The 22,778-nt window shown below is 71.6% G+C and carries 19 protein-coding genes; 15 read left to right on the top strand and 4 right to left on the bottom strand.

What is annotated here, in order from left to right; translation table 11 throughout:
- Positions 1–26: 26 nt before the first annotated feature.
- A complete protein-coding gene (locus AC3RKB_RS18400) occupies positions 27–1,862 on the bottom strand; it encodes an AMP-dependent synthetase/ligase (RefSeq protein WP_491437769.1) in 1,836 nt (611 codons plus the stop codon).
- Positions 1,863–2,016: 154 nt separating this feature from the next.
- On the opposite strand from AC3RKB_RS18400, the gene AC3RKB_RS18395 reads away from it, so the two are divergent.
- The 3 genes from AC3RKB_RS18395 to AC3RKB_RS18385 all read left to right on the top strand — a co-directional run bounded on the left by AC3RKB_RS18395 (position 2,017) and on the right by AC3RKB_RS18385 (position 5,162).
- Entirely contained in the window at positions 2,017–2,970 is a 954-nt protein-coding gene (locus AC3RKB_RS18395; protein ID WP_491437768.1) for an ROK family glucokinase, read from the top strand.
- A 52-nt stretch (positions 2,971–3,022) separates the two neighbouring features.
- On the top strand, positions 3,023–3,712 hold the full coding sequence (locus tag AC3RKB_RS18390; protein WP_491437767.1) for a lysophospholipid acyltransferase family protein: 690 nt from the start codon (positions 3,023–3,025) through the stop codon (positions 3,710–3,712).
- 121 nt (positions 3,713–3,833) lie between these two features.
- Entirely contained in the window at positions 3,834–5,162 is a 1,329-nt protein-coding gene (locus AC3RKB_RS18385) for a class II 3-deoxy-7-phosphoheptulonate synthase (RefSeq protein ID WP_491437892.1), read from the top strand.
- A gap of 106 nt (positions 5,163–5,268) precedes the next feature.
- Here the strand turns inward: AC3RKB_RS18385 and pknB are convergent, their stop codons facing one another.
- Positions 5,269–7,188: a Stk1 family PASTA domain-containing Ser/Thr kinase gene (gene pknB, locus AC3RKB_RS18380; protein ID WP_491437766.1), complete on the bottom strand. Its 1,920-nt coding sequence runs from the start codon at positions 7,186–7,188 to the stop codon at positions 5,269–5,271.
- Between the two features lie 100 nt (positions 7,189–7,288).
- The gene (locus AC3RKB_RS18375) at positions 7,289–8,410 is read right to left on the bottom strand and encodes a LysM peptidoglycan-binding domain-containing protein (RefSeq protein WP_491437765.1); all 1,122 of its coding nucleotides are present in this window, start codon (positions 8,408–8,410) and stop codon (positions 7,289–7,291) included.
- Positions 8,411–8,545: 135 nt separating this feature from the next.
- On the opposite strand from AC3RKB_RS18375, the gene AC3RKB_RS18370 reads away from it, so the two are divergent.
- Positions 8,546–8,884, top strand: a complete 339-nt coding sequence (locus AC3RKB_RS18370; RefSeq protein WP_491437764.1) for an Rv2175c family DNA-binding protein — start codon at positions 8,546–8,548, stop codon at positions 8,882–8,884.
- 15 nt (positions 8,885–8,899) lie between these two features.
- On the opposite strand, the gene AC3RKB_RS18365 is transcribed toward AC3RKB_RS18370, so the two are convergent.
- A complete protein-coding gene (locus AC3RKB_RS18365; RefSeq protein ID WP_491437763.1) occupies positions 8,900–10,012 on the bottom strand; it encodes a polyprenyl synthetase family protein in 1,113 nt (370 codons plus the stop codon).
- Positions 10,013–10,087: 75 nt separating this feature from the next.
- Here AC3RKB_RS18365 and AC3RKB_RS18360 point away from each other — a divergent pair, with 75 nt between their 5' ends.
- The 11 genes from AC3RKB_RS18360 (at position 10,088) to murG (ending at position 22,738) form a co-directional block, all read left to right on the top strand.
- On the top strand, positions 10,088–10,483 hold the full coding sequence (locus AC3RKB_RS18360) for an SCO2097 family morphological protein (protein WP_491437762.1): 396 nt from the start codon (positions 10,088–10,090) through the stop codon (positions 10,481–10,483).
- A 428-nt stretch (positions 10,484–10,911) separates the two neighbouring features.
- Positions 10,912–11,343, top strand: coding sequence for a division/cell wall cluster transcriptional repressor MraZ (gene mraZ, locus AC3RKB_RS18355; protein ID WP_465545105.1), 432 nt, complete (start codon positions 10,912–10,914; stop codon positions 11,341–11,343).
- Between the two features lie 103 nt (positions 11,344–11,446).
- On the top strand, positions 11,447–12,400 hold the full coding sequence (gene rsmH / locus AC3RKB_RS18350; protein WP_491437760.1) for a 16S rRNA (cytosine(1402)-N(4))-methyltransferase RsmH: 954 nt from the start codon (positions 11,447–11,449) through the stop codon (positions 12,398–12,400).
- On the top strand, positions 12,397–12,978 hold the full coding sequence (ftsL, locus tag AC3RKB_RS18345) for a cell division protein FtsL (RefSeq protein ID WP_491437758.1): 582 nt from the start codon (positions 12,397–12,399) through the stop codon (positions 12,976–12,978). Before rsmH ends, ftsL begins: the two co-directional genes overlap by 4 nt.
- A gap of 52 nt (positions 12,979–13,030) precedes the next feature.
- Positions 13,031–14,839, top strand: coding sequence for a peptidoglycan D,D-transpeptidase FtsI family protein (locus AC3RKB_RS18340; protein WP_491437757.1), 1,809 nt, complete (start codon positions 13,031–13,033; stop codon positions 14,837–14,839).
- A gap of 12 nt (positions 14,840–14,851) precedes the next feature.
- Complete coding sequence (locus AC3RKB_RS18335) at positions 14,852–16,396, top strand: Mur ligase family protein (RefSeq protein WP_491437756.1); 1,545 nt, start codon at positions 14,852–14,854, stop codon at positions 16,394–16,396.
- Complete coding sequence (locus AC3RKB_RS18330) at positions 16,393–17,805, top strand: UDP-N-acetylmuramoyl-tripeptide--D-alanyl-D-alanine ligase (RefSeq protein ID WP_491437891.1); 1,413 nt, start codon at positions 16,393–16,395, stop codon at positions 17,803–17,805. Before AC3RKB_RS18335 ends, AC3RKB_RS18330 begins: the two co-directional genes overlap by 4 nt.
- Positions 17,802–18,896, top strand: coding sequence for a phospho-N-acetylmuramoyl-pentapeptide-transferase (mraY, locus tag AC3RKB_RS18325; RefSeq protein ID WP_491437755.1), 1,095 nt, complete (start codon positions 17,802–17,804; stop codon positions 18,894–18,896). Before AC3RKB_RS18330 ends, mraY begins: the two co-directional genes overlap by 4 nt.
- Positions 18,893–20,437: a UDP-N-acetylmuramoyl-L-alanine--D-glutamate ligase gene (gene murD / locus AC3RKB_RS18320; RefSeq protein WP_491437754.1), complete on the top strand. Its 1,545-nt coding sequence runs from the start codon at positions 18,893–18,895 to the stop codon at positions 20,435–20,437. Before mraY ends, murD begins: the two co-directional genes overlap by 4 nt.
- A complete protein-coding gene (gene ftsW, locus AC3RKB_RS18315) occupies positions 20,394–21,641 on the top strand; it encodes a putative lipid II flippase FtsW (protein ID WP_491437753.1) in 1,248 nt (415 codons plus the stop codon). The genes murD and ftsW overlap by 44 nt, the downstream gene beginning before the upstream one ends.
- Positions 21,638–22,738: an undecaprenyldiphospho-muramoylpentapeptide beta-N-acetylglucosaminyltransferase gene (murG, locus tag AC3RKB_RS18310; RefSeq protein ID WP_491437752.1), complete on the top strand. Its 1,101-nt coding sequence runs from the start codon at positions 21,638–21,640 to the stop codon at positions 22,736–22,738. Before ftsW ends, murG begins: the two co-directional genes overlap by 4 nt.
- The last annotated feature ends 40 nt before the right edge of the window (positions 22,739–22,778 follow it).

Below are 22,778 nucleotides of genomic sequence, written 5' to 3'. Positions count from 1 at the left end.
GGGGCCGTTCGACGTGTGGCAGGCGATCAGTGCACGATCGAGTGCCCCTCGGTCGCGGGCGAACCGGAGTACATGCCCTCGATGTCGCCGGCGAAGTCCTCGAGGATGACGTTGCGCTTGATGCTCATCTTCGGCGTGAGGTGGCCGCTCGCCTCGGTGAACTCGATGGGAAGGATGCTGAACTTGCGGATCGACTCGGCGCGCGAGACGTGCTCGTTGGCCGCGTCGATCGCTCGCTGCACCTCGGCGAGCACGGCGGGATTCTTCGCCGCGTCGCCGAGGCTCATTCCCGCATCCTCGCCGTGGTTGTTGAGCCACACCGGCAGCATCTCGGGGTCGAGCGTGACGAGTGCGGAGATGAACGGCTTCTGGTCGCCGACGACCACGACCTGGCCGACGAGCGGGTTCGCGCGGATCGGGTCCTCGAGCGCCGCCGGGGCGACGTTCTTACCGCCCGCCGTGACGATGATCTCCTTCTTGCGGCCCGTGATGGTCAGGAAGCCGTCGGAGTCGAAGGAGCCGATGTCGCCCGTCTTGAACCAGTCGCCGTCGAACACGGCGGCCGTCGCCTCGGGGTTCTTCCAGTACTCCTTGAAGACGTTGATGCCCTTGACCTCGATCTCGCCGTCGTCGGCGATGCGCACCGAGACACCGGGCAGGGCGGGTCCGACCGTTCCGATCTTCGACTTGTGGGCCAGGTTCACCGTCGCGGGCGCGGTGGTCTCGGTCAGGCCGTAGCCCTCGAGGATCGTGATGCCGAGTGCGTGGTAGAAGTGGCCGAGGCGCGGGCCGAGCGGGGCCGAGCCCGAGACGGCGTACTTCACGTTGCCGCCCATCGCCGCGCGGAGCTTGGAGAAGACGAGCCGGTCGAACAGGCGGAACTTGAGCTTCAGCCCGAGCGGGATCTTGCCGCCGGCCTCGAGCGCGGTCGAGTACGCCACGGCGGTCTCGGCGGCGGCGTGGAAGATCTTCCCCTTGCCGCCGGCCTCGGCCTTCTGCTCGGAGACGTTGAAGACCTTCTCGAACACGCGCGGGACGGCGAGGAGGAAGGTGGGCTTGAAGCTGCCGAGGCTCGGGAGGAGCTGCTTGGTGTCGGGCTGGTGGCCGACGCGGACGCCCGCGTGCACGCAGAGCACAGAGATGAAGCGTGCGAACACGTGCGCGGTGGTGATGAACAGCAGCGTCGAGGCGCCGTTCGGGTCGAGCACGACCTCCTCGAGCGCGACCGCGGCGTTGCGCGAGAGCTCGACGAAGTTCGCGTGCGTGAGCACGCAGCCCTTTGGCTTGCCGGTCGACCCCGACGTGTAGATGAGCGTGGCGATGTCGCTGCCGACCGCGAGGTTGCGGCGACGCTCGATCTCCTCGTCGGGCACGTCGGCGCCCGCGGCGACGAGCTTGTCGAGGTCGCCGAGGTCGATCTGCCAGACATTGCGGATGGCGGGCAGGTCGGGGTGCACCTCGTCGAACCGCGCGAAGTGGTCGGCCGTCTCGAGGATGACCGCGACCGAGCCCGAGTCGCCGAGGTTCCAGCGCACCTGCGCGGGGGAGCTCGTCTCGTAGATCGGCACCAGCACCGCGCCGGCGAACCAGGCGGCGAAGTCGATCAGCGTCCACTCGTAGCGCGTCTTGCTCATCAGGCCGACCTTGTCGCCCGGCTGGATGCCGGCCGCGACGAGGCCCTTCGCGAGGCGGACCACCTGCTCGTGGAACTCGCGGGTCGTGACCGGGCTCCAGCCGCCGCCGGCGGTGGGCAGCGAGAACAGCACCGAGTCGGGAGTCGCCTTCACGCGCTCGACCAGCAGGTCGGTCGTGTTGGCGTCGGGGTCGGCGGGGACCAGGGGTGCTGTGGCGAATTCGGTCACGGTAGCTCCTTCGGCACCGGGAGGATCGCACGCGCTTCGGGGCCGCGCGAAACCTCGGCATTGGGGTTGACTACACTCTAACCGGTGCGCCCCCGGCAGCCCCGGGGGGCTTGTGCACAAACTCCAAACGATCACACCCGGAAAGGCGACCCCATTGGCGCTTGCGATCGGCATCGACATCGGCGGCACCAAGATCGCGGGGGCGGTCGTCGACGAACTGGGCACGATCACGCGGTCGCAGCGGGTGCCGACGCCGGCAGGGGATGCCGCCGCGCTCGAGGATGCGGTGGTCGAGATGATCCGCACGCTGTCGGCCGATGAGGAGATCCGCGCCGTCGGCGTCGCGGCGGCCGGCTTCATCGACGCCGCGCAGTCCACCGTCTACTACGCCCCGAACATCGACTGGCGCAACGAGCCCTTCCGCGAGAAGCTCGAGGCCCGGGTCGGGGGCACCGTCGTCGTCGAGAACGACGCGAACGCCGCGGGCTGGGCGGAGTTCCGCTTCGGTGCGGGCCGCATGGTCAGCGACATGGTGATGCTCACGATCGGCACGGGTGTCGGCGGCGCGATCGTGGCCGGCGACCGGCTCTTCCGCGGCGGGTTCGGCGCGGGCGCCGAGCTCGGCCACCTGCGCGTGGTCCCGAACGGCGTCGCGTGCGGCTGCGGCCAGCACGGGTGCCTCGAGCAGTACGGCTCGGGCCGGGCGCTCATGCGGATGGCCGGCGAGATCGCCGACGCGGGCGGCATCGGCCTCGCACTCGCCCGCGCGCGCGAGGAGCACGGTGCGCTCGACGGCACGATCGTGGGCGGCCTCATCGCGGCCGAGGATCCGGGCGCACTCGCCGCCCTGCGCCAGCTCGGGCACTGGCTGGGCCAGGCGTCGGCGAGCCTGTCGGCCGTGCTGGACCCGCAGCGGTTCGTGTTCGGCGGCGGCGTCGCGGTGGCGGGGGAGCTCCTGCTCGCTCCGATCCGCGAGGCGTTCCTCGAACACCTCCCCGCCCGCGGGTACCACCCCGAGCCCGACTTCGTGATCGCCGAGCTCGTCAACGACGCCGGAGTGGTCGGCGCGGCCGACCTCGCACGCCTCTGGGTCGAGGAGCACGCCTGACGGGTCGCGGGCTAGGCTGGCTGCCGGGCGGACGGCGAGACGGAGGACTCCGGTGTTCTACTGGATCATGAAGCACATCGTGGTGGGCCCGATCCTCCTCTCGATCTTCCGCCCCTGGGTCGTCGGACTCGAGCGCGTGCCCAAGGACGGGCCCGTCATCCTCGCCTCCAACCACCTGTCCTTCATCGACTCGATCTTCCTCCCGCTCGTGGTGGACCGTCCCGTGGTGTTCCTCGCCAAGAGCGAGTACTTCACGGGCAAGGGGCTCAAGGGCTGGGCGACGAAGATGTTCTTCCAGGCCGCCGGACAGCTGCCGATCGACCGCTCGGGCGGCAAGGCGTCCGAGGCATCCCTCAACACCGGTCTCCGGGTCCTGCGCGAGGGCCGGATCCTCGGCATCTACCCGGAGGGCACGCGCAGCCCCGACGGCAAGCTCTACCGCGGTCGCACCGGCGTCGCACGCATGGTGCTCGAGGCCGGCGTGCCCGTCGTCCCGGTCGCGATGATCGGCACCGCCGAGGTCATGCCGATCGGCACGCGGCTGCCGAAGATCCGCCGCGTCGGCATCGTGTTCGGCGAGGCGCTCGACTTCAGCCGGTTCCACGGGATGGAGGGCGACCGCTTCGTCCTGCGGTCGGTGACCGACGAGCTCGTGTACGACCTCCGCGCGCTCAGCGAGCAGCAGTACGTCGACGTCTACGCCAGCACCGTCCGGGAGCAACGCGCTCCGCAGTCGCGGTAGGCTGGCGGGTACGGCGTCGCGGCGTGCGGCGCCCGTTCCATCCCCCGCGCACGTGCGCCCCAACCCTCCAGGATTCCAAGTGGTACAGCTCGTCGAGCCCATCGTGAACGCAGATCCCTCCGTGATCGCGGGCCTCGACTATTGGCGCACGCTGCCGATCAAGCAGCAGCCCAGCTGGCCCGATCCCGAGGCGGCGCACGCGGCATCCGCCGAGCTGGCCACGCTGCCGCCGCTCGTGTTCGCGGGCGAGGTCGACATGCTCCGCGATCGGCTGGCCGCGGCGTCCCGGGGCGAGGCGTTCCTCCTGCAGGGCGGCGACTGCGCCGAGACCTTCGCGGGCGCGACCGCCGACCAGATCCGCAACCGCGTCAAGACCGTGCTGCAGATGGCCGTGGTGCTCACGTACGGGGCCTCGATGCCGGTCGTGAAGATGGGGCGGATGGCGGGCCAGTTCGCCAAGCCCCGGTCGAGCGACACCGAGACCCGCGGCGATGTCACGCTGCCCGCGTACCGCGGCGACATCGTCAACGGCTACGACTTCACGCCCGAGTCCCGGGCCGCCGATCCCTCGCGACTGTTGCAGGGGTACCACATGGCCGCGTCGACGCTGAACCTCATCCGCGCGTTCACGCAGGGCGGCTTCGCCGATCTGCGTCAGGTGCACGCCTGGAATCAGGGTTTCGCCGCGAACCCCGCGAACGCCCGGTACGAGAAGCTCGCCCGCGAGATCGACCGCGCCGTGAAGTTCATGGACGCGTGCGGTGCCGACTTCGACGAGCTCAAGCGCACCGAGTTCTACACGGGCCACGAGGGCCTGCTCATGGACTACGAGCGCCCGATGACGCGCATCGACTCGCGAACCGGCACTCCGTACAACACGTCGGCGCACTTCATCTGGATCGGCGAGCGCACTCGCGAGCTCGACGGCGCGCACGTCGACTTCCTCTCGCGCGTCCGCAACCCGATCGGCGTGAAGCTCGGTCCCACCACGTCACCCGAGACGATGATGGAACTCGTCGAGCGGCTCGACCCGAACCGCGAGCCGGGCCGCCTCACGTTCATCACGCGCATGGGCGCGGGGAAGATCCGCGACGCCCTTCCGCCCCTGCTCGAGGCGATCAAGGCGTCCGACGCGAACCCGCTGTGGGTGACCGACCCGATGCACGGCAACGGCATCACGACGCCGACCGGCTACAAGACGCGCCGCTTCGACGACGTCGTCGACGAGGTCCGGGGCTTCTTCGAGGCGCACCGCGCCGCGGGGACGTACCCGGGCGGCATCCACGTCGAGCTCACCGGCGACGACGTGACCGAGTGCATGGGCGGCTCCGAGCACATCGACGAGCAGACGCTCGCCACCCGATACGAGTCGCTGTGCGATCCGCGACTGAACCACATGCAGTCGCTCGAGCTGGCGTTCCTCGTGGCCGAGGAACTCGCCGTGCGCTGATCGACCGCTCCGCCGGCGGGCGGTCGTGGCATCCGACGGATGCCGCGGCCGCCCGTTCCGCGTCCGGCCTCGGCGACGTCGAGCCGCGGGCCCGCCGCGACGCGGCTCAGAGCGTCAGCGAGCCCACGATCCTCACGCTGCTGCCGCGTGGCGCGGTCTCGCCGGCCGCGGGCGTCTGCTCCTTGACGGTGGCGAGGGGCAGGAAGATGTCGGGCAGTTCATAGGCGACCGAGAACCCGGCGGCCTCGAGGGTCGCGACCGCGTCGGACATCGTCGCCCCGACCACGTCGGGCACCGCCACGGGTTCCGGGCCCTGGGAGACGGTCAGGCGCACGATGTCGCCGGGGTTCATCGGGTCGTCGAGCCAGTCCGCCGTGATCACGACGTCGACGGGCACGTCGTCGCTGTACTGCGGTTCGGCGAGCTCGACGGTCAGGCCCACCTCCTCGAGACGCGACTGCGCCTCGCCCACCGCGAGACCCTGCACCGGCGGCACCGGGCCGACGGAGACGACGAGCGTGATCGCGCCGCGCTCGGGATAGGTCGCGCCGACCGGCGCACCCGACGCATCGAGCAGCGCGACCACGATACCGGGTTCGACGTCGGCGGAGAACTGGCCGGACGCATCGTCGGCCACCGTGAACGCGTCGAGGGCCGTGCGGGCGTCGGCCTCGGGCATCCCGACGACCGGCGGCACGTCCAGCATCTGCGGTCCGAGCGAGACGAAGAGCTGCACGGTCGACCCACGACGTGCGAGCGCACCGTCGGCGGGGTCGGTCCCGGACACCTGTCCGACGGGGACCTCGGGGTCGTTCCGTTCCGCGGGTTCGACCTGGAACCCCGCATCCTGGAGGACCTGGGTGGCGTTGTCGGGGAGCATGCCCGTGGTGTCGGGCACCGTCGCCAGCGATCCGGGTCCGGCGCCGAAGTACCATCCGGTGCCGGCCGCGAGGCCGGTGAGCAGGAGGACGAGCGTGAGGAGCCAGTACCCGCGATGGCGCCGCCGGGTTGCGACCGTCGTGAGTGCGGCGGCATCGCCGTCGACCGCGTCCCCATCCTTGGTCGCGGCCGGCGCGACGGCCATGCGGCCCGTCGCCGCGAGCACGCGGGTCTCGGCGGTCGGCGCGGAATCGAGCGCGCCGATGACTATGGTGTCGCCGGCGGAGGCGCGCGGCTGCGTGGGCCGGATGCGCGGTTCGAGCTCGCGGAGGCGTTCGAGCATGATGCGGGCGTCGGCAGGCCGCGCGTCGGGGTCGCGAGCGGTCGCCCACAGCACCAGCTCGTCGAGCTCGTGCGGCACCGCGGGGTTGCGGGTGCTCGGCGCGGGGACCGACTCGTTGGCGTGCTGGTAGGCGATCTGCATAGGCGCCTCGCCCACGTAGGGCTGCTCGCCCGTGAGCATCTCGTACGTCATTATGCCGAGCGCGTAGATGTCGCTGCGGGCATCGGCGACCCCTCGGGTCACGAGCTCGGGGGAGAGGTACGCGATCGTGCCGAGCAGGGCCTGCCCGGTCGCGGTGTTCGCGCTCGCGGCGCGCGCGAGCCCGAAGTCGCCGAGCTTGATGCGGCCGTCGTCGGCGAGCAGCACGTTCTCGGGCTTCAGGTCGCGGTGCACGATGCCGGCCTTGTGCGCGGCGGCGAGGCCCGAGAGCACGGCGTCGAGGATGTCGACGGTCTGCTCGGGCGTGAGCCGCTTGTAGTCCTTGAGGAGGTCGCGGAGCGTGATGCCGGGCAGGTACTCCATGACGAGGTACGCCATGTCGGCGTCCTGTCCCTGGTCGAACACGTTGACCACGTTCGGGTGCGCGAGGCGCGCGGCGGACCGCGCCTCCTGCACGAAGCGCGTCTTGAACGTGTTGTCGTCGGCGAGGTGGCCGTGCATGACCTTGATCGCCACGCGCCGCTCGAGGCGGAGGTCGGTCGCGAGGTAGACGGTGGCCATGCCGCCGCGTGCGATCCGCGAGCGCACCTGATAGCGGCCGTCGACGAGACGGCCGATCATCGGGTCGGCGGGCGCGGTGGTCACCGTACGAGTGTACGAAGGCACGTATGCCGCCAGATGAACAAACGCCGGGCGTGGTCGGATCGCAACGTCATCGTGACGATGGGATGTCGCGGAGCGAGCGTCATCCGAGCTCGGCGAGCCACCGCTCGGCCGAGGTCTCCCACTTGGCGTAGTGGCCGGGGTGCGCGCTGTGCTGCACGGCCTGCGCGGCCTCCGTGAGGGGCATCGCTTCCCAGCCCTCGACGTCGAGCAGGCCGGGTGCCGTCCCGACCGTGGGCGAGGCGGGGCCGCCGTAGAACGCGGCGGCCGCACGGACCGGGTCGCGCACCTGCTCGGGGGTTCCCCAGCCCTGGCTCGGACGCTGCTGGAACAGGCCGAGCGAGTCCTGGTCGCCGTGGTCGAGGTTGCGCAGGCCGGACTCCTGCGCGGCGGCGGCGAGGGCGATGACGATGCCCCGGTCGGGGATGCCGAGCGCGCGGCCGACGTCGACCACGATGCGCGCGTTCGCCCGCATCTCCTCGTCCAGCCCGACGTCGAGCATCACGACCGCGGTCGCCTCGACCGGCTCCGGCGGGTTCGGCGCCGCGTCCGCGGCGGGCGGCGGTGCCGCGGGTGCCGCTGCGGCATCCGCGTCGGAGTCGGTGCCATCCGTCGCCGGCAGCACGATCGCCTGGCCGGGGAAGATCAGGCTCGCGCGGCTCAGGCCGTTGGCGCTGAGCACCACGTCGACGTCGAGTCCGTGCGCCGCGGCGATGCCGCTCACGGTGTCGCCCGCCGCCACGACGTGCCGATCGATCTCGGGTCGCGACACCGGCGGAGTGCTCGACGCGGCGGCGGCCCCGCCCGGCAGCGCGAGCCGCTGGCCGGGGAAGATCAGGCTCGACCAGCTCAGTCCGTTCTCGGCGAGCACCTCGGCCGTGGACAGGCCGTAGCGGGCCGCGATGGCGCTGACGGTATCGCCCTCGAGCACCTCCACCTCGGCCGGCACGGTCGAGGCGACGGCGGCCGTGCTGCGCACCGCGGCGGGGGCGGCGGACTGCGCCTTGGCCTTCGCCTGCCGCTTGACGGTGGGTGCGGCGGCCGCGGCGGGCTGGACGATGCCGAGCGTGACGGCGACCGTGCTCGCGACCGCGACGGGCAGCGTGAGCAGTCGGCGGATGCCGCGGCGCGGGCCGGTGCGCGGAGCGACGGTGCCGCCGTCGGCCTCGTCGCCGGCGGGCGCGGCCCCCGTGGTGTGCTCCATGATCCCCCTCCGCCCTGAGCGGATGCGGTCACCGTCTCACGGTGGGGGAGGCGAGTCAAACTCATCCTCGCGCGTCGCCGCGCCTCGCCGCGGAAGCGGTTCCCAGGCCGCCCGCTCGCGTGGCAGTCTGTACGCGTGACCGACGCCGAGCAGACCGAGTGGCTGACCGTTCCCGACCTCGTCGAACGACTGGGCCAGACCCCGAGTCGCATCCGCCGCCTGATCGACGAGCGCTACCTGCTCGCCGCGCGGGTCGACGGCGTGCTGAAGGTTCCCGCGGTGTTCCTGCGGGACGACGCGCCGCTCCCCGAACTCCACGGCACGGCCATGGTGCTCGCCGATGCCGGCTTCACCGACGCCGAATCGCTCGAATGGCTGCTCGGAGAAGAGGACAGCCTGGGCACGACGCCCATCGCGGCGCTCCGAGCGGGTCGCAAGTCCGAGGTGCGACGCGTCGCCCAGGCGCTCGCCTAGGGCGGACTGCGGGTCTCAGCTCGCGCGTCGCGTCACGGCGCGCGCCAGCTCGCCGAGGCCGCTCGCGGCGTCGCGGTCGATCGGCGCGGACTCCAGCGCCGCCATCGCGCGCTCGGTGTTCTCGTCGATGATCCGCTCGAGCTCGTCCACCGCGCCGCAGTCGCGGATGGTGTCCTGCAGCATCCGCACCTGGCCGGCATCGAGGTCGGGATCGCCCAGCAGTCCGTCGACCAGTCGCCGAGCGTTCGGCGCCAGGCGTTCGCGCGCGATCGCGACGAGCAGCGTGCGCTTGCCCTCCCTGAGGTCGTCGCCCGCGGGCTTTCCGGTGACGGCGGGGTCGCCGTAGACGCCAAGCAGGTCGTCGCGCAGCTGGAACGCAATGCCGAGCGGCAGGCCGAACGCGCGGAGTGCATCGAGCTCGGTCGCAGAACCGCCGGCGATCGCGCCGCCGATGACCAGCGGCGCCTCGATGCTGTACTTGGCCGACTTGAACACGACGACGCGCTCGGCGCGCGTGCGCTGCTCGTCGTCGGGCATGGCGAGCCACGCCCGCTCCTCGAGGATGTCGAGGTACTGGCCGACGGTGACATCGGTGCGCATGCGGTTGAACTCCAGCCGCGCCGCGCGCGCCGCTGCGGGGTCGTGCAGCGCGGCGAGCCCCTCGTCGAGCAGTTCGTCGCTCCAGCCGAGCAGGAGGTCGCCGAGCAGCACGGCGGTGGCCCGACCGTAGTCGGGCGCGCTGCCGGCCCAGCCCGAGTCGCGGTGCTGCGCCTCGAAGACCCGGTGGGCGGATGGCGCGCCTCGCCGCGTGTCGGAGTTGTCGATGAGGTCGTCGTGCACGAGCGCCGCCGCGTGGAACACCTCGAGCGCCGCGGAGGCCGAGACCACGGCGTACCGCTCGCCGACGGAGGCGGCGTCGGAGCGCTCGCCGGCGGGGCCGCGGACGGCCTGCCAGCCGCGGTGGCAGAACTGCGCCCGGAAACGCTTGCCACCGCTGAGAAAGCGCTTGGAGAATTCCGACATCGGGTCGAGGTCGGTCGCGATCGAGCGGAGAATGGAGGCACGGTCGGCGAGGAACTCCTCGAGGCGTTCGTTCACCAGAGCGACGGTTCGGGGGGCCGGGACCATCGTCCTAGCCTACCGACGACGCGGAGGACTAGAATGGCGTCACGAAGCGTCGGTCCCGAGCATGAGGGGAATGAGATGCCGCTTTCAGAGCAGGAGCAACGCCTTCTCGAGGAGATGGAGCGGAACCTCTACAAGAACGACGCGGATTTCGTCGCGACGGTCGGAGGTGCCGGTCGCGGGCGACCCAATTACCGGGCGATCGTGCTCGGCGTGCTGCTCGCCGTCGCGGGCGCAGGGGCGCTCATCGGCGGGGTGGCGTCGCACCTCCTCATCATCGGCGTGCTCGGCTTCGCACTCATGTTCGTCGGCGTGCTCGTCGCGATCACGCCGTCCAAGCGCCCGGCCTCCGCGACCCCCATGTCGGGCATGCCCGGTCCGTCCGGCAGCCAGTCGCGCCAGCCCAAGTCGCGCGGGGGCTTCATGGACCGGCTCAACGAGCGCTGGGACCGTCGCCAGGAGGGCCGCGACTGACGCGCACCACGCACTGACCACCGACTGACGGGCCGATCATCGATCGGCCCGTTCTTCGTGTCCGGGGTCGGCGCCGGTGCCGTATTCGCCGCCCTCCACTCCCAGCCACCCGGGCCCTCCACATCCCGCCACCCGGGTCCTCCACTTCCCACCACCCAGGCGCAGCCGGCGCCCGCCGAGCCGCGATCGCGGCCGGATCGCCACGGTCCGCGGGGTTTCGTACGGATTGCGTGGGGCGGATGTCAACCCCCGGCGTGATCGGCGTGGCTGCGACCCCCACTTCCCTCCACCTCCGAGATGCCTGAGAATCCGGGCCTCCACTGAGGTGAAACACCGGGAAACGAGCCAAGGTCGTTGTCTGGTGGAGGACAGTGGAGTAAAGTGGAGACCAGCACCTGGTTCCTGGGCCGGAGGATGGGGGTGACGCGATGTTCCTCGGAAGCTACGAACCGAAGCTCGACGAGAAAGGCCGCGTCATTCTTCCGGCGAAGTTCCGGGATGAGCTGTCGAACGGCCTCGTGCTCACGCGAGGTCAGGAGCGCTGCATCTACGTGTTCAGCGCGCGGGAGTTCGAGAGCATGAGCGAGAAGATCCGCCAAGCCCCCGTCACGAGCAAGCAGGCGCGCGATTACATGCGCGTCTTCCTCTCAGGGGCCTCTGCGGAGACCCCCGACAAGCAGCATCGGGTCACCATCCCCGCGAACCTCCGCACGTATGCGGGGCTCGACCGAGACCTCACGGTCATCGGCGCGGGAACGCGGGTGGAGATCTGGGATGCGGCGGCGTGGCAGAGCTACCTCGCCGAGCAGGAGGCGGCCTTCGCAGAGACGGCGGAGGAGGTGATCCCCGGACTCTTCTGAGTCCCCGGGCTCCGACTCCCAGCCGTGCGAGCCTGCTGCACTTCCCCGCAGCAGGACGAACGGATGGGGATCAGAACCCGGAGGGCCGGGAGTGGGAGACATCATGGACATCGAACGGATCCACACCCCGGTGATGCTCGAGCGCACGCTCGAGCTCCTCGGACCGGCGCTCGACCGTGACGGCGCCGTGTTCGTCGATGCCACGCTCGGCATGGGCGGGCACACCGCCGCGGTGCTGGAGCGGTTCCCGGGGGCCGTGGCCATCGGGCTCGACCGCGACACCGATGCGCTCGCGATCGCGCGCCAACGGCTCGCACGATTCGGCGACCGCGCCCGGTTCGTGCACACGGTCTACGACGGCATCGCCGCGGCGGTTCACGGCGAGGGGTTCGACGAGGTGCACGGCATCCTCTTCGACCTCGGCGTCTCGTCGCTGCAGCTCGACCGGGCCGAGCGCGGGTTCGCCTACGCGAAGGATGCGCCGCTCGACATGCGCATGGACTCGACGCGCGGACGCACCGCGGCCGACGTGATCGCCGAGTACTCCGAAGCCGACCTGCGCCGCATCTTCCGCGACTACGGCGAGGAGAAGCTCGCGGCGCGATACGCCCGGGCGATCGTCCGGGCGCGTGAGAGCGCGCCGATCACGCGCTCCGGCCGCCTGGTCGAGGTGCTGCACGACGCGACACCTGCCGCGGTGCAGCGGGCGGGCCATCCGGCCAAGCGGGTCTTCCAGGCCCTGCGCATCGAGGTGAACGAGGAGCTCTCCGTGCTCGAGCGGGCGCTGCCCGCCGCGCTCGACCTCGTCGCCGTCGAGGGCCGCATGGTGGTCCTCGCCTACCAGTCGCTGGAGGACCGGCTCGTCAAGCGGGTCCTCGCGGCGGCGACCAGCTCCACGGCCCCCGCCGGACTGCCGATGGAGCTTCCCGAGCATCGCCCGCAGTTCCGGCTCCTCGTCAGGGGCGCCGAACTCGCGAGCGAGGCCGAGCAGGCGGAGAACCCGCGTGCCAAGCCGGTGCGACTGCGCGCCGCAGAACGAGTGAGGAGGCCGTCGTGAGCGCACTGCCGGCCCAGACCCGACCCGCCCGCCGCCCCGCGTCCGGAACGGCGCCCGTCCGCACGCCCCGCCTCCGACCTGTTCCCGACGCGGTCCGCCGGGCCCGGCCGCGTCTCGCGTACGCCGTGGTCGCCCTCGTCTCGATCGGCATCATCGCGATGGTGCAGCTGCTGCTCTCGATCGCGATGACGCAGGGCGCCTATGAACTCGACGCCCAGCTGCTGAAGCAGGCCGAGCTGCGACGCGAGGAGCAGAAGCTCTCCGACGACCTCGACCGGCTCGAGTCGCCGCAGTTCCTCGCCGCCAACGCCGAGGCGCTCGGCATGGTGCCGAACTCCGATCCCGTCTACCTGCGGCTCTCCGACGGGGCCGTGCTCGGCGAGCCCACCGCGGCCGCCGGTGCGGGCGTGTCATCCGCCCCGCTCGTGCCGAATGCCCTGATCGACGGCGTGCCGCTCGTCACGGAGCAGGCCGCGGGGGAGACTTCGGAAGAGGGCGTGCCGTCGCCGGCGACCGATGGCACACCGGCCTCGCCGCCCCCGCTCGAGGGCGGCCTTCCGACTCCCGCCACCCACTGACCGATCACGACGCACCGAACGACGACCGCAGCGAGGGGAGTGGAATCCGCCGATGAACCGAGTGAGCCGGCGGCCCGTGCGCCGTGTCATCGCGGCAGGACTCGCGCTGGTCATCATGGTCGGCTGGTTCGTCGTCCGGCTCGTCGACATCCAGGTCGTCCGCGCCGCGGAGCTCAACGAGGCGTCGCAGGATGTGCGGTCGCAGACCCGGGTGCTCCACGGCGAACGCGGCGCGATCCTCGACGCGAACGGCACCGTGCTCGCCGAGAGCGTGATGCGCTACGACATCGCGCTCTCACCGAAGCAGGCGCTGCTCGGGCCCGTGGTCCGCGAGGAGGCCGACCCATCCGATCCGTCGAAGCGGATCGAGGTCGAGGTGCCGGTGGAGCAGGTGCTCGCCGAGCTCGGGGGGGTGATCGGCCGGACGACCGAGGAGCTCCGGGCGCTCATCGACGCATCGCTCGCGGCCGATCCCGACTCGGACTTCGCCTACGTCGCGAAGCTGGTCGACACCGAGACGTACGAGCAGGTCAAGGCGCTCGACATCCCGTGGGTGGTGCCGTACGAGCACCCGAGCCGCCGGTACCCGAACGGCGCCGTCGCGGGCAACCTCCTCGGCTTCGTCGGCGACGAGGGCGACGCGCTCGCGGGGCTGGAGTTCTCGGAGGACGCGTGCCTGGCCGCCGAGGACGGCGAGATGAGCTACCTGCACAGCCTCAAGGACTGGGTCGCGATCCCGGGGTCGGAGCAGGTGCACACCCAGGCGCGCGACGGGGGCGACCTGCAGTTGACGATCGACGCCGACCTGCAGTACTTCGTGCAGCGCGTCGCCGCCGAGCAGGTCCAGGCCACGGGTGCGCAGTGGGCGACCGTCACGGTCATGGAGGCGAAGACCGGTCGCCTGCTCGCGGTCGCCGACGTGCCCACGGTCGATCCCAACGCGCCGTCGTCGACGGAGTCCGACGATCGCGGTTCGCGCTCGTTCACTGCGCCGTTCGAACCGGGGTCGACGTTCAAGGCGCTCACCTCGGCGTCGGTGATCGACGCCGGAAAGGGCGACCCGATGAGCGGCGTGACCGCCGACTACCGGTACCTGCCGGCCAACGGCGCCGACGTCAACGACAGCTTCTTCCACGGACCGACCAATTACACGATGACCGGCATGCTCATCGATTCCTCGAACACCGCGATGTCACTGTTCGGCGAGCGCGTGAGCGACGAGCAGCGCTACGAGGACATGCTCGACTTCGGACTCGGCACGACGACCGAGGTCGGCTTCGCGGGCGAGGCGTCCGGCGACCTGCACGGCGGCCCCGACGAGTGGGACAACCAGACCAAGTACGCCACGATGTTCGGCCAGGGCCTGACGACGACGGCGGTCCAGGTCGCGAGCGTGTACCAGACCCTCGCGAACGGGGGCGTCCGCATGCCGGTGACGCTCGTCGACGGATGCCGTCAGCCCGACGGCACGGTGACCGAGGCCGCGTCGACCGAGGGGCACCGCGTCGTGTCCGAGAAGGCCGCCGACGAGACCGCGCAGATGCTGGAGCGCGTCTACCTCGAGGGGTGGCTCGCAGACAAGTGGGAGATCCCCGGCTACCGGGTGGCCGCGAAGACCGGAACGGCCCAGGTCTCCGACGGCAACGGCGGCTACCAGTCGGGCCACTTGGTCTCGGTGTCGGGCTTCGCTCCGGCCGACGACCCCGAGTTCGTCGTTTCGGTGAGCATCATGGACCCCGTTAAGATGAATTCGTCCGCCGCATCGGCTCCTGTGTTCCAGCAGGTGATGAGCCAGGTGCTGAAGAAGTATCGGACGGTTCCATCCGGCGCCCCGGCGCCCGAGTTGCCAGCCACCTGGTAGAAAGTTGGGTTCGTGACCGGAACGCCTCCCACGGCACTCCGGCCGCAGCACCCCGGTCCTCGTTCGCTCCGCGGCCTTGCGGAGGCGTTCGGATTCGAGGTGCGCGGCGGGATCGACGAGATCGACGTGACGGGCGTCGCCATCGCCTCCGGGGCGGTCCAGGGCGGCGACCTCTACGTCGGCGTCCCCGGCCGCAACGCCCACGGGGCCGAGTTCGCCGCGCAGGCCGCCGAGAACGGCGCCGTGGCGGTGCTGACGGATCCAGCGGGCGCCGAGCACGCCGCCGGCGCGGGCCTGCCCGTGCTGGTCACGCCCGACGCCCGTGCGGCGCTCGGCGAGGTCGCTGCGTGGATCCACCGCACCGCGGAGAACCCGGCGACGCTGTTCGGGGTCACGGGCACCAACGGCAAGACCAGCGTGGTCTACCTGCTCTACGCCGTCCTGCGCCAACTCGGACTCACCGCGGGCCTGACCTCCACGGCCGAGCGCCGGATCGGTGACGAGGCCGTCACGAGCTCGCTCACGACGCCCGAGGCGAGCGAGCTGCATGCGCTGCTCGCGCGCATGCGCGAGGTCGACGTCCGCGCCGTGGGCATCGAGGTCTCGGCGCAGGCGCTCAGCCGGCACCGCGTCGACGGGCTGGTGTTCGACGTCGTGGGCTTCACGAACCTCTCACACGACCACCTCGACGACTACGCCTCGATGGAGGAGTACTTCGACGCCAAGCGCGAGCTCTTCACGCCCGAGCGGGCGCGCCGCGGCGTCGTCACGATCGACTCCGAGTGGGGTCGGCGACTGGTGGCCGAGTCCCGCATCCCGGTCACGACCCTCGCGACCGAGCCCGGTACCGATGCCGACTGGACCATGACCCTCCTCGAGGAGGCCCCGACGCACACGGCGTTCCGCCTCGTCGCCCCCGACGGCCGCGCCCTCGAGACGCGCGTTCCGCTCATCGGCCACTTCATGGCCGCCAATGCGGCGCTCGCGGTCGTGATGCTCGTCGAGGCGGGTCACGACCTCGACCTGATCGCACGCGCGGTCGCCGAGCACGGCATCGACGCGTACATCCCCGGCCGTGCCGAACGCGTGTCGGGTGAGCGCGGCCCGGTCGTCTACATCGACTACGGCCACACGCCCGACGCGTTCCGGCAGACGCTCGACGCGATCCGGCGCACGACCGACGGCCGGATCGTGATGGTGTTCGGTGCCGACGGCGACCGCGACACGACCAAGCGCGCCGACATGGGCGCGATCGCCGCGCGCGGCGCGGACTCGCTCGTGATCACCGACTTCCACCCGCGCTGGGAGGATCCGGCCGCGATCCGCGCGGCGCTCATCGCCGGGGCGCGGGCCGCCGTGCCCGATCGCGAGATCCACGAGATCCCCGACCCGCGTGCCGCCTTCCGGCAGGCGCTCGCCCTTGCCGGCGAGGGCGACGCGGTGCTCTACGCGGGGCCGGGCCATGAGGACTACCAGGAGGTCGCGGGCGTGAAGCATCCGTACTCGGCACGGGACGACGCCCGGCTGGCACTGCAGGAAGCGGGGTGGCTCGAATGATCGCGCTGACGTTGGCGGAGGTCGTGGCCGCGACCGCCGGGCGGCTCGAGGCGAGCGGCACCGACGCGACGGGGGCGACGGTCGTCGACGGTCCCGTCACGACGGACTCGCGCGAGGCCGTCCCGGGCGGCGTGTTCGTGGCCAAGCGCGGCGAGTTCGACGACGGTCACCGCTTCGCGCCCGGCGCCGTCGAGCGGGGCGCCGCCCTGCTCATCGTCGAGCACCCGCTCGACCTGCGCGTCCCGCAGGTCGTGGTCGAGGACTCGGTCGAGGCGCTCGGCGCCCTGGCGACCGAGGTCGTGCGACGGGTCCGGGCGCTCGGCCGCCTCAAGATCGTGGGGGTCACGGGCTCCAACGGCAAGACGACCACGAAGAACCTGCTGCGCACCGTGCTCGAGCAGGTCGGCCCGACGGTCGCGGCCCGCAAGAGCTACAACAACGAGGTCGGCGCGCCGACGACCATGCTCGAGCTCACCGAGGAGACCGAGTACCTCGTGGCCGAGATGGGCGCCTCCGGCGTCGGCGAGATCGCGCGGCTGATCCGGATGGCGCGTCCCGACGTCGGCATCGTCCTCAAGGTCGGCCTTGCGCACGCCGGCGAGTTCGGCGGCATCGAGAAGACCGTGCAGGCCAAGTCCGAGATGGTCACCGACCTGCTGCCGACGGATGTCGCGGTGCTGAACGCCGACGACCCGCGTGTGGTGCCCATGGCGGACGTCACGGCCGCGCGCGTCGTGTGGTTCGGGTTGGGGGAGCGCGCGGAGGTGCGCGCGACCGACATGGTCGTGCATGCGCGCGGCACCGAGTTCACGGTGACGGTCCCCGGTGGCGAGTCGGCGCGCGTGAGCTTCTCGGTGCTGGGCGAGCACCACGTGATGAACGCCCTCGCCGCGATCGCGGCGGCGCGCGAGCTGGGGGTGCCGCTCACGACCATCGTCGCTGGGCTCGAGCGCGTGACGCTCGCCGAGCAGTGGCGCATGCAGGTCATGGGCGGCCGGCACGGCATCACGGTGATCAACGACGCGTACAACGCCAGCCCCGACTCGGTCGCGGCGGCGCTGAAGACGCTCGCCCAGGTCAAGCGACCCGAGAGCCGCACGATCGCGGTGCTCGGCGAGATGAGCGAGCTGGGCGAGTTCTCGGGCGAGGAGCACGACCGCATCGGCCTGCTCGCCGTGCGGCTGGGGGTCTCGCAGCTCGTCGTCGTGGGGGCGGGTGCGCGGCGCCTGCACATCACGGCGATCAACGAGGGCTCGTGGGACGGCGAGTCCACCTACGTCGAGACGGCCGACGAGGCGTTCGACCTCGTGACGTCGACGGTGCGCCCCGGCGACACCGTGCTCGTGAAATCGTCGAACTCGGCGGGCCTCCGCCACCTCGGCGACCGACTGGGAGAATGGTTCGCGTGAGAGCACTTCTGACCGCCGGAGCATTGTCGCTCTCCTTCACGCTCTTCCTGACGCCGCTGTTCATCCGGCTGTTCACGCGGCTCGGGTGGGGCCAGTTCATCCGCGACGACGGACCGAAGACCCACCACGTCAAGCGCGGGACGCCCACGATGGGCGGCATCATCTTCATCCTGGGCACGCTGTTCGGGTACTTCTCGGCGACGCTGCTCATCGGCGACGGCCCGACGGCGTCGGGACTGCTGGTGCTGTTCATGATGGTGGGACTCGGGCTCGTGGGCTTCGTCGACGACTTCCTCAAGACGCGCAAGAAGCAGAGCCTCGGGCTCGGCGGCTGGGCGAAGATCGCCGGGCAGACGATCGTGGCGGCGGCGTTCGCGCTCCTGGCCCTGCAGTTCCCGAACGAGGAGGGCGCGACGCCAGCGACGACGAAGATCTCGTTCATCCGCGACCTCCCGCTCGACTTCATGGTGCTCGGCACGGTGGTCGGCATCATCGCGTACGTGGTGTGGATCGTGCTCATCGCCGCGGCCGCCTCGAACGGCGTCAACGTCACCGACGGACTCGACGGCCTCGCCTCCGGGGCCTCGATCCTCGCGATCGGCTCGTTCATCATCATCGGCTTCTGGCAGTTCAACCAGTCGCGCTTCAGCGAGAACCTCAATCCCGACGATCTCTACCGCAGCTACGACGTGCGCGATCCGCTCGACCTCGCGATCGTGGCGACCGCGATCGTGGGCGCCGTCGTCGGCTTCCTGTGGTGGAACACGAACCCGGCGCACATCTACATGGGCGACACGGGGTCCCTCGCACTGGGCGGCGCGCTCGCGGCGCTCGCGGTCACGAGCCAGACCGAGTTGCTCCTGCTGCTGCTCGGCGGCCTGTTCGTGATCGAGGCAGGCTCGGTGATCGTGCAGCGTGCATACTTCCGGGTCACCGGCGGCAAGCGGATCTTCCTGATGAGTCCGATCCACCACCACTTCGAGCTCAAGGGCTGGGCCGAGGTCACGATCGTGGTGCGCTTCTGGATCATCGCGGGCCTGTTCGTCGCGGCGGGCGTCGGCGCGTTCTACTTCGAGTGGCTGCAGAGTTGACCGATGCCGCTGCGCGCGCCGCGCGCCTCGAAGGTCTGACGAGCTGGCATGCCGACGGATGGCGCGGCCTTCGGGTCGCCGTCCTCGGCCTGGGCGTCACGGGATTCGCCGTGGCCGACACGCTCGCCGAGCTCGGCTCCGAGGTCACCGTCTACGCGCGCGACCGCGATGAGGACCGCGAGCGGATCCTCGAGGTGATCGGCGTGCGGTTCGCGTCGCATCCGCTCGACGCCGTTCCCGATGAGCTCGCGGCATCCGCCCCCGATCTCGTCGTGGTCTCGCCGGGATTCCGGCCCGACCACCCCGTGGTCGCGTGGGCGGAGGAGCACGGCGTCCCGGTGTGGGGCGACATCGAGCTGGCGTGGCGCGTGCGCGACAAGGTCAGGGCCGCCGAGTGGATGCTCGTCACCGGCACGAACGGCAAGACCACGACCGTGCAGCTGGCGGCGACCCTCATCGCCGCGAACGGCGTCAGGGTCGCGCCGTGCGGGAACATCGGCGTGCCGGTGCTCGACGCGGTCCGCGATCCGCTCGGCTACGACGTGCTCGTCGTGGAGCTGTCGAGCTTCCAGCTGCATCGCCTGCCGACCGACGGCCCCGGCGCGATCCATCCGTACTCGAGCGTCTGCCTGAACATCGCCGACGACCACCTCGACTGGCACGGCTCGGCCGACGCCTACCGTGACGCGAAGGGCAAGGTGTACGCCAACACCAAGGTCGCGTGCGTGTACAACCGCGCCGACGAGGCGACCCGGACGATGGTCGAGTACGCCGAGGTCGAGGAGGGGGCCCGCGCCATCGGCTTCGGGCTCGACACGCCCGGACCGAGCGACTTCGGCGTCGTCGACGGGATCCTGTGCGACCGGGCGTTCCTCGACGACCGCCGCACGGCGGCCCTCGAGATCACGACCCTCGAGGAGCTCGAGCCCCACGGGCTCGCCGCGCCCCACATCGTCGCGAACATCCTCGCGGCGTCGGCGCTCGCGCGCTCGTACGACGTTCCGGTGCGGGTCGTCCACGATGCGCTCGCGACCTTCCGCCTCGACGCGCACCGGATCGAGACCGTCGCGGTGGCCGGCGGCATCCGCTGGATCGACGACTCGAAGGCGACGAACCCGCACGCGGCCGAGGCGTCGCTGCGCGCCTTCGGCCGCGTCGTCTGGATCGTGGGCGGGCTCCTCAAGGGCGTCGACGCCGACGCGCTCGTCGCGCGGCACGCCGCGCGGCTGCGCGCGGCGATCGTCATCGGGCGCGACCGGGCGGCGCTCGTCGAGGCGTTCCGCCGACACGCGCCCGCACTGCCCCTCTTCGAGGTGGTCACGGATGACACTGAGAGCGTGATGCCCGACGCGGTCGCCCTGGCGGCCTCGGTCGCGGAGGACGGCGACACCGTGCTCCTCGCGCCCGCGGCGGCATCCATGGACCAGTTCGCGGACTACGCCGACCGCGGCCGGCGATTCTCCGACGCCGTCCGCGCCCGGCTCGGAGGGGAGTCGCATGACGAGCCCGCCTCGGACGAGCCGCCCGCCGAAGGCCGCTGAGCCCTCGGGCCTGGCCGCCCGGATCCGGCTCGGCGCGTTCCGGCCCGAGTCGAAGGACTACTTCCTCCTGCTCGGCACGACGGTCTTCCTCGTGCTGCTCGGGCTCATCATGGTGCTCTCGTCCTCGATCGTCGAATCCGGCCTCGAGAACGACGGCGACTTCACGTCGCGCGCGATGCAGCAGGCGACCTACGCCCTGATCGGCGTGCCCGTGATGCTGCTCGCCGGGCGCATGCCCGAGGGCTTCTGGATGCGCATCGCCTGGCTGGTGCTCGGCGTCGCCTGTGTGCTGCAGCTGCTGGTCGTCGCCACGCCGCTCGGCGTCGAGGTCGGCGGCAACACGAACTGGCTCCGGCTCGGCCCCGTGCAGTTCCAGCCGTCCGAGCTCATCAAGGTCGCACTCGTCCTCTGGCTCGGCCTCATCGTGACCAAGAAGCAGGACCACCTGCACGAGTTCGGCCAGGGGATCATGCCGATCCTGCTCGTCGGCGGCGGGGCGATCGGGCTGGTGCTGCTCGGCGGCGACCTCGGCACGGTCATGGTCATGGCCGCGATGCTGCTCGGCACGCTCTTCCTCATCGGCGTGCGGCTGCGGCTGCTGGTGATCCCGCTCGTCGTCGGCGCGGTCGCGTTCTGGCTGGTGGCGATCTCGAGCGAGAACCGGATGCGGCGCATCACCGCGTTCCTCCAGGAGCACTGCACGCGCTACGACACGGCCGACTGCTGGCAGATCCAGCACGGCACGTTCGCGCTCGCGAACGGCGGGATCTTCGGCGTCGGGCTCGGCAACTCGGCCGCGAAGTGGTCGTGGCTGCCGGCCGCCGACAACGACTTCATCTTCGCGATCATCGGCGAGGAGCTCGGGCTCATCGGGGCGATCGTCGTGATCGGGCTGTTCGTGGTGCTCGCGATCGCGCTGGCCCGCGTGCTCCGGAACGCCGCGACGCCGTTCGGCCGGACGGTCTCGGCGGCGGTGCTCGTCTGGGTCGTCGGCCAGGCGTGTGTCAATATCGGTGTCGTGCTCGGCGTCTTCCCCGTCCTCGGCGTTCCGCTGCCGCTCGTCTCCGCGGGCGGCACCGCGCTCCTGACCACCCTGTTCGCGATCGGCGTGGTGCTCTCGGTCGCCCGCGACCCCGAGGCGCCGGCCCGCGCCGCGGCGCGGTCCGAGCAGCGACGTGCGGCACGGGCGGCACGCGCGCGATGACGACCTACCTGCTCGCCGGCGGTGGCACCGCCGGCCACGTGAACCCGCTGCTCGCCGTCGCCGACCGGCTCCGCGAGCGCGACCCGGAGGCGCAGGTGCTCGTGCTGGGCACGGCGGAGGGGCTCGAGGCACGCCTCGTCCCGGCCCGCGGCTACGAGCTGCTCACGATCGAGAAGGTGCCCTTCCCGCGCCGGCCGAACGGTGCCGCGCTGCGATTCCCCTCGCGCTTCCGTCGATCGATCGCCGACGTCGCCGCGATCATCGCCGAGCGCGGCGTCGACGCCGTCGTCGGCTTCGGCGGGTACGTCGCGACGCCCGCCTACCTCGCCGCCCGTCGGGCAGGCGTGCCGGTCGTGATCCACGAGGCGAACGCGCGCCCCGGCCTGGCCAACCGGCTCGGCGCGCGCTTCGCCGCGCGCGTGGGCGTGGCCTTCCGCGGCACGCCGCTCCCGCGGGCCGAGTTCGTCGGCATGCCGCTGCGCCGCGAGATCGAGGAGCTCGACCGCGCGTCGCGTCGCGACGAGGCGGCCGCGCTGTTCGGCCTCGACCCGGCCCGGCCCGTGCTGCTCGCGACGGGCGGATCGCTCGGCGCCCGGCGGATCAACCGCACGATGGTCGAGAGCGCGGCCGCGCTGGTCGCGACCGGCTGGCAGGTGCTGCACGTCACGGGGGCGAAGTCCGAGGTCGAGGACCCCCGCCTGCCCGACTACCGCATGGTCGAGTACGCCGACCGCATGGACCTCGCCCTCGCGATCGCCGACGCCGCCGTCTCCCGCGCCGGCGCGGCGACCGTCAGCGAGCTCGCCGCGCTCGGCATCCCGGCGGTGTACGTGCCGTACCCCGTGGGCAACGGCGAGCAGCGCTTCAACGCGGCCGACGTGGTCGCCGCGGGCGGCGGCATCCTCGTCGACGATGCGGCGTTCCTGCCCGAGTGGGTGGAGCGCGAGCTCGTGCCCCTGCTGGCCGATCGCGATCGCCTCGCCGCGATGGCGCAGGCCGCGGCATCCGTCGGCGCCCTCGACGGCACCGACCGCACGGTCGCGCTGATCGACGCCGCGCTGCGGCCCGACGGCGGCACCCCGGCCACGGGCGCGTAACGTTGATCCCACCGAACCCCCGACCAGGAAGCTCCGCGAC

It is taken from the genome of Agromyces capsici (assembly GCF_058349965.1).
Note: the sequence above shows the minus strand (reverse complement) of the source record. Positions and strands in the feature narration are given on the sequence as shown.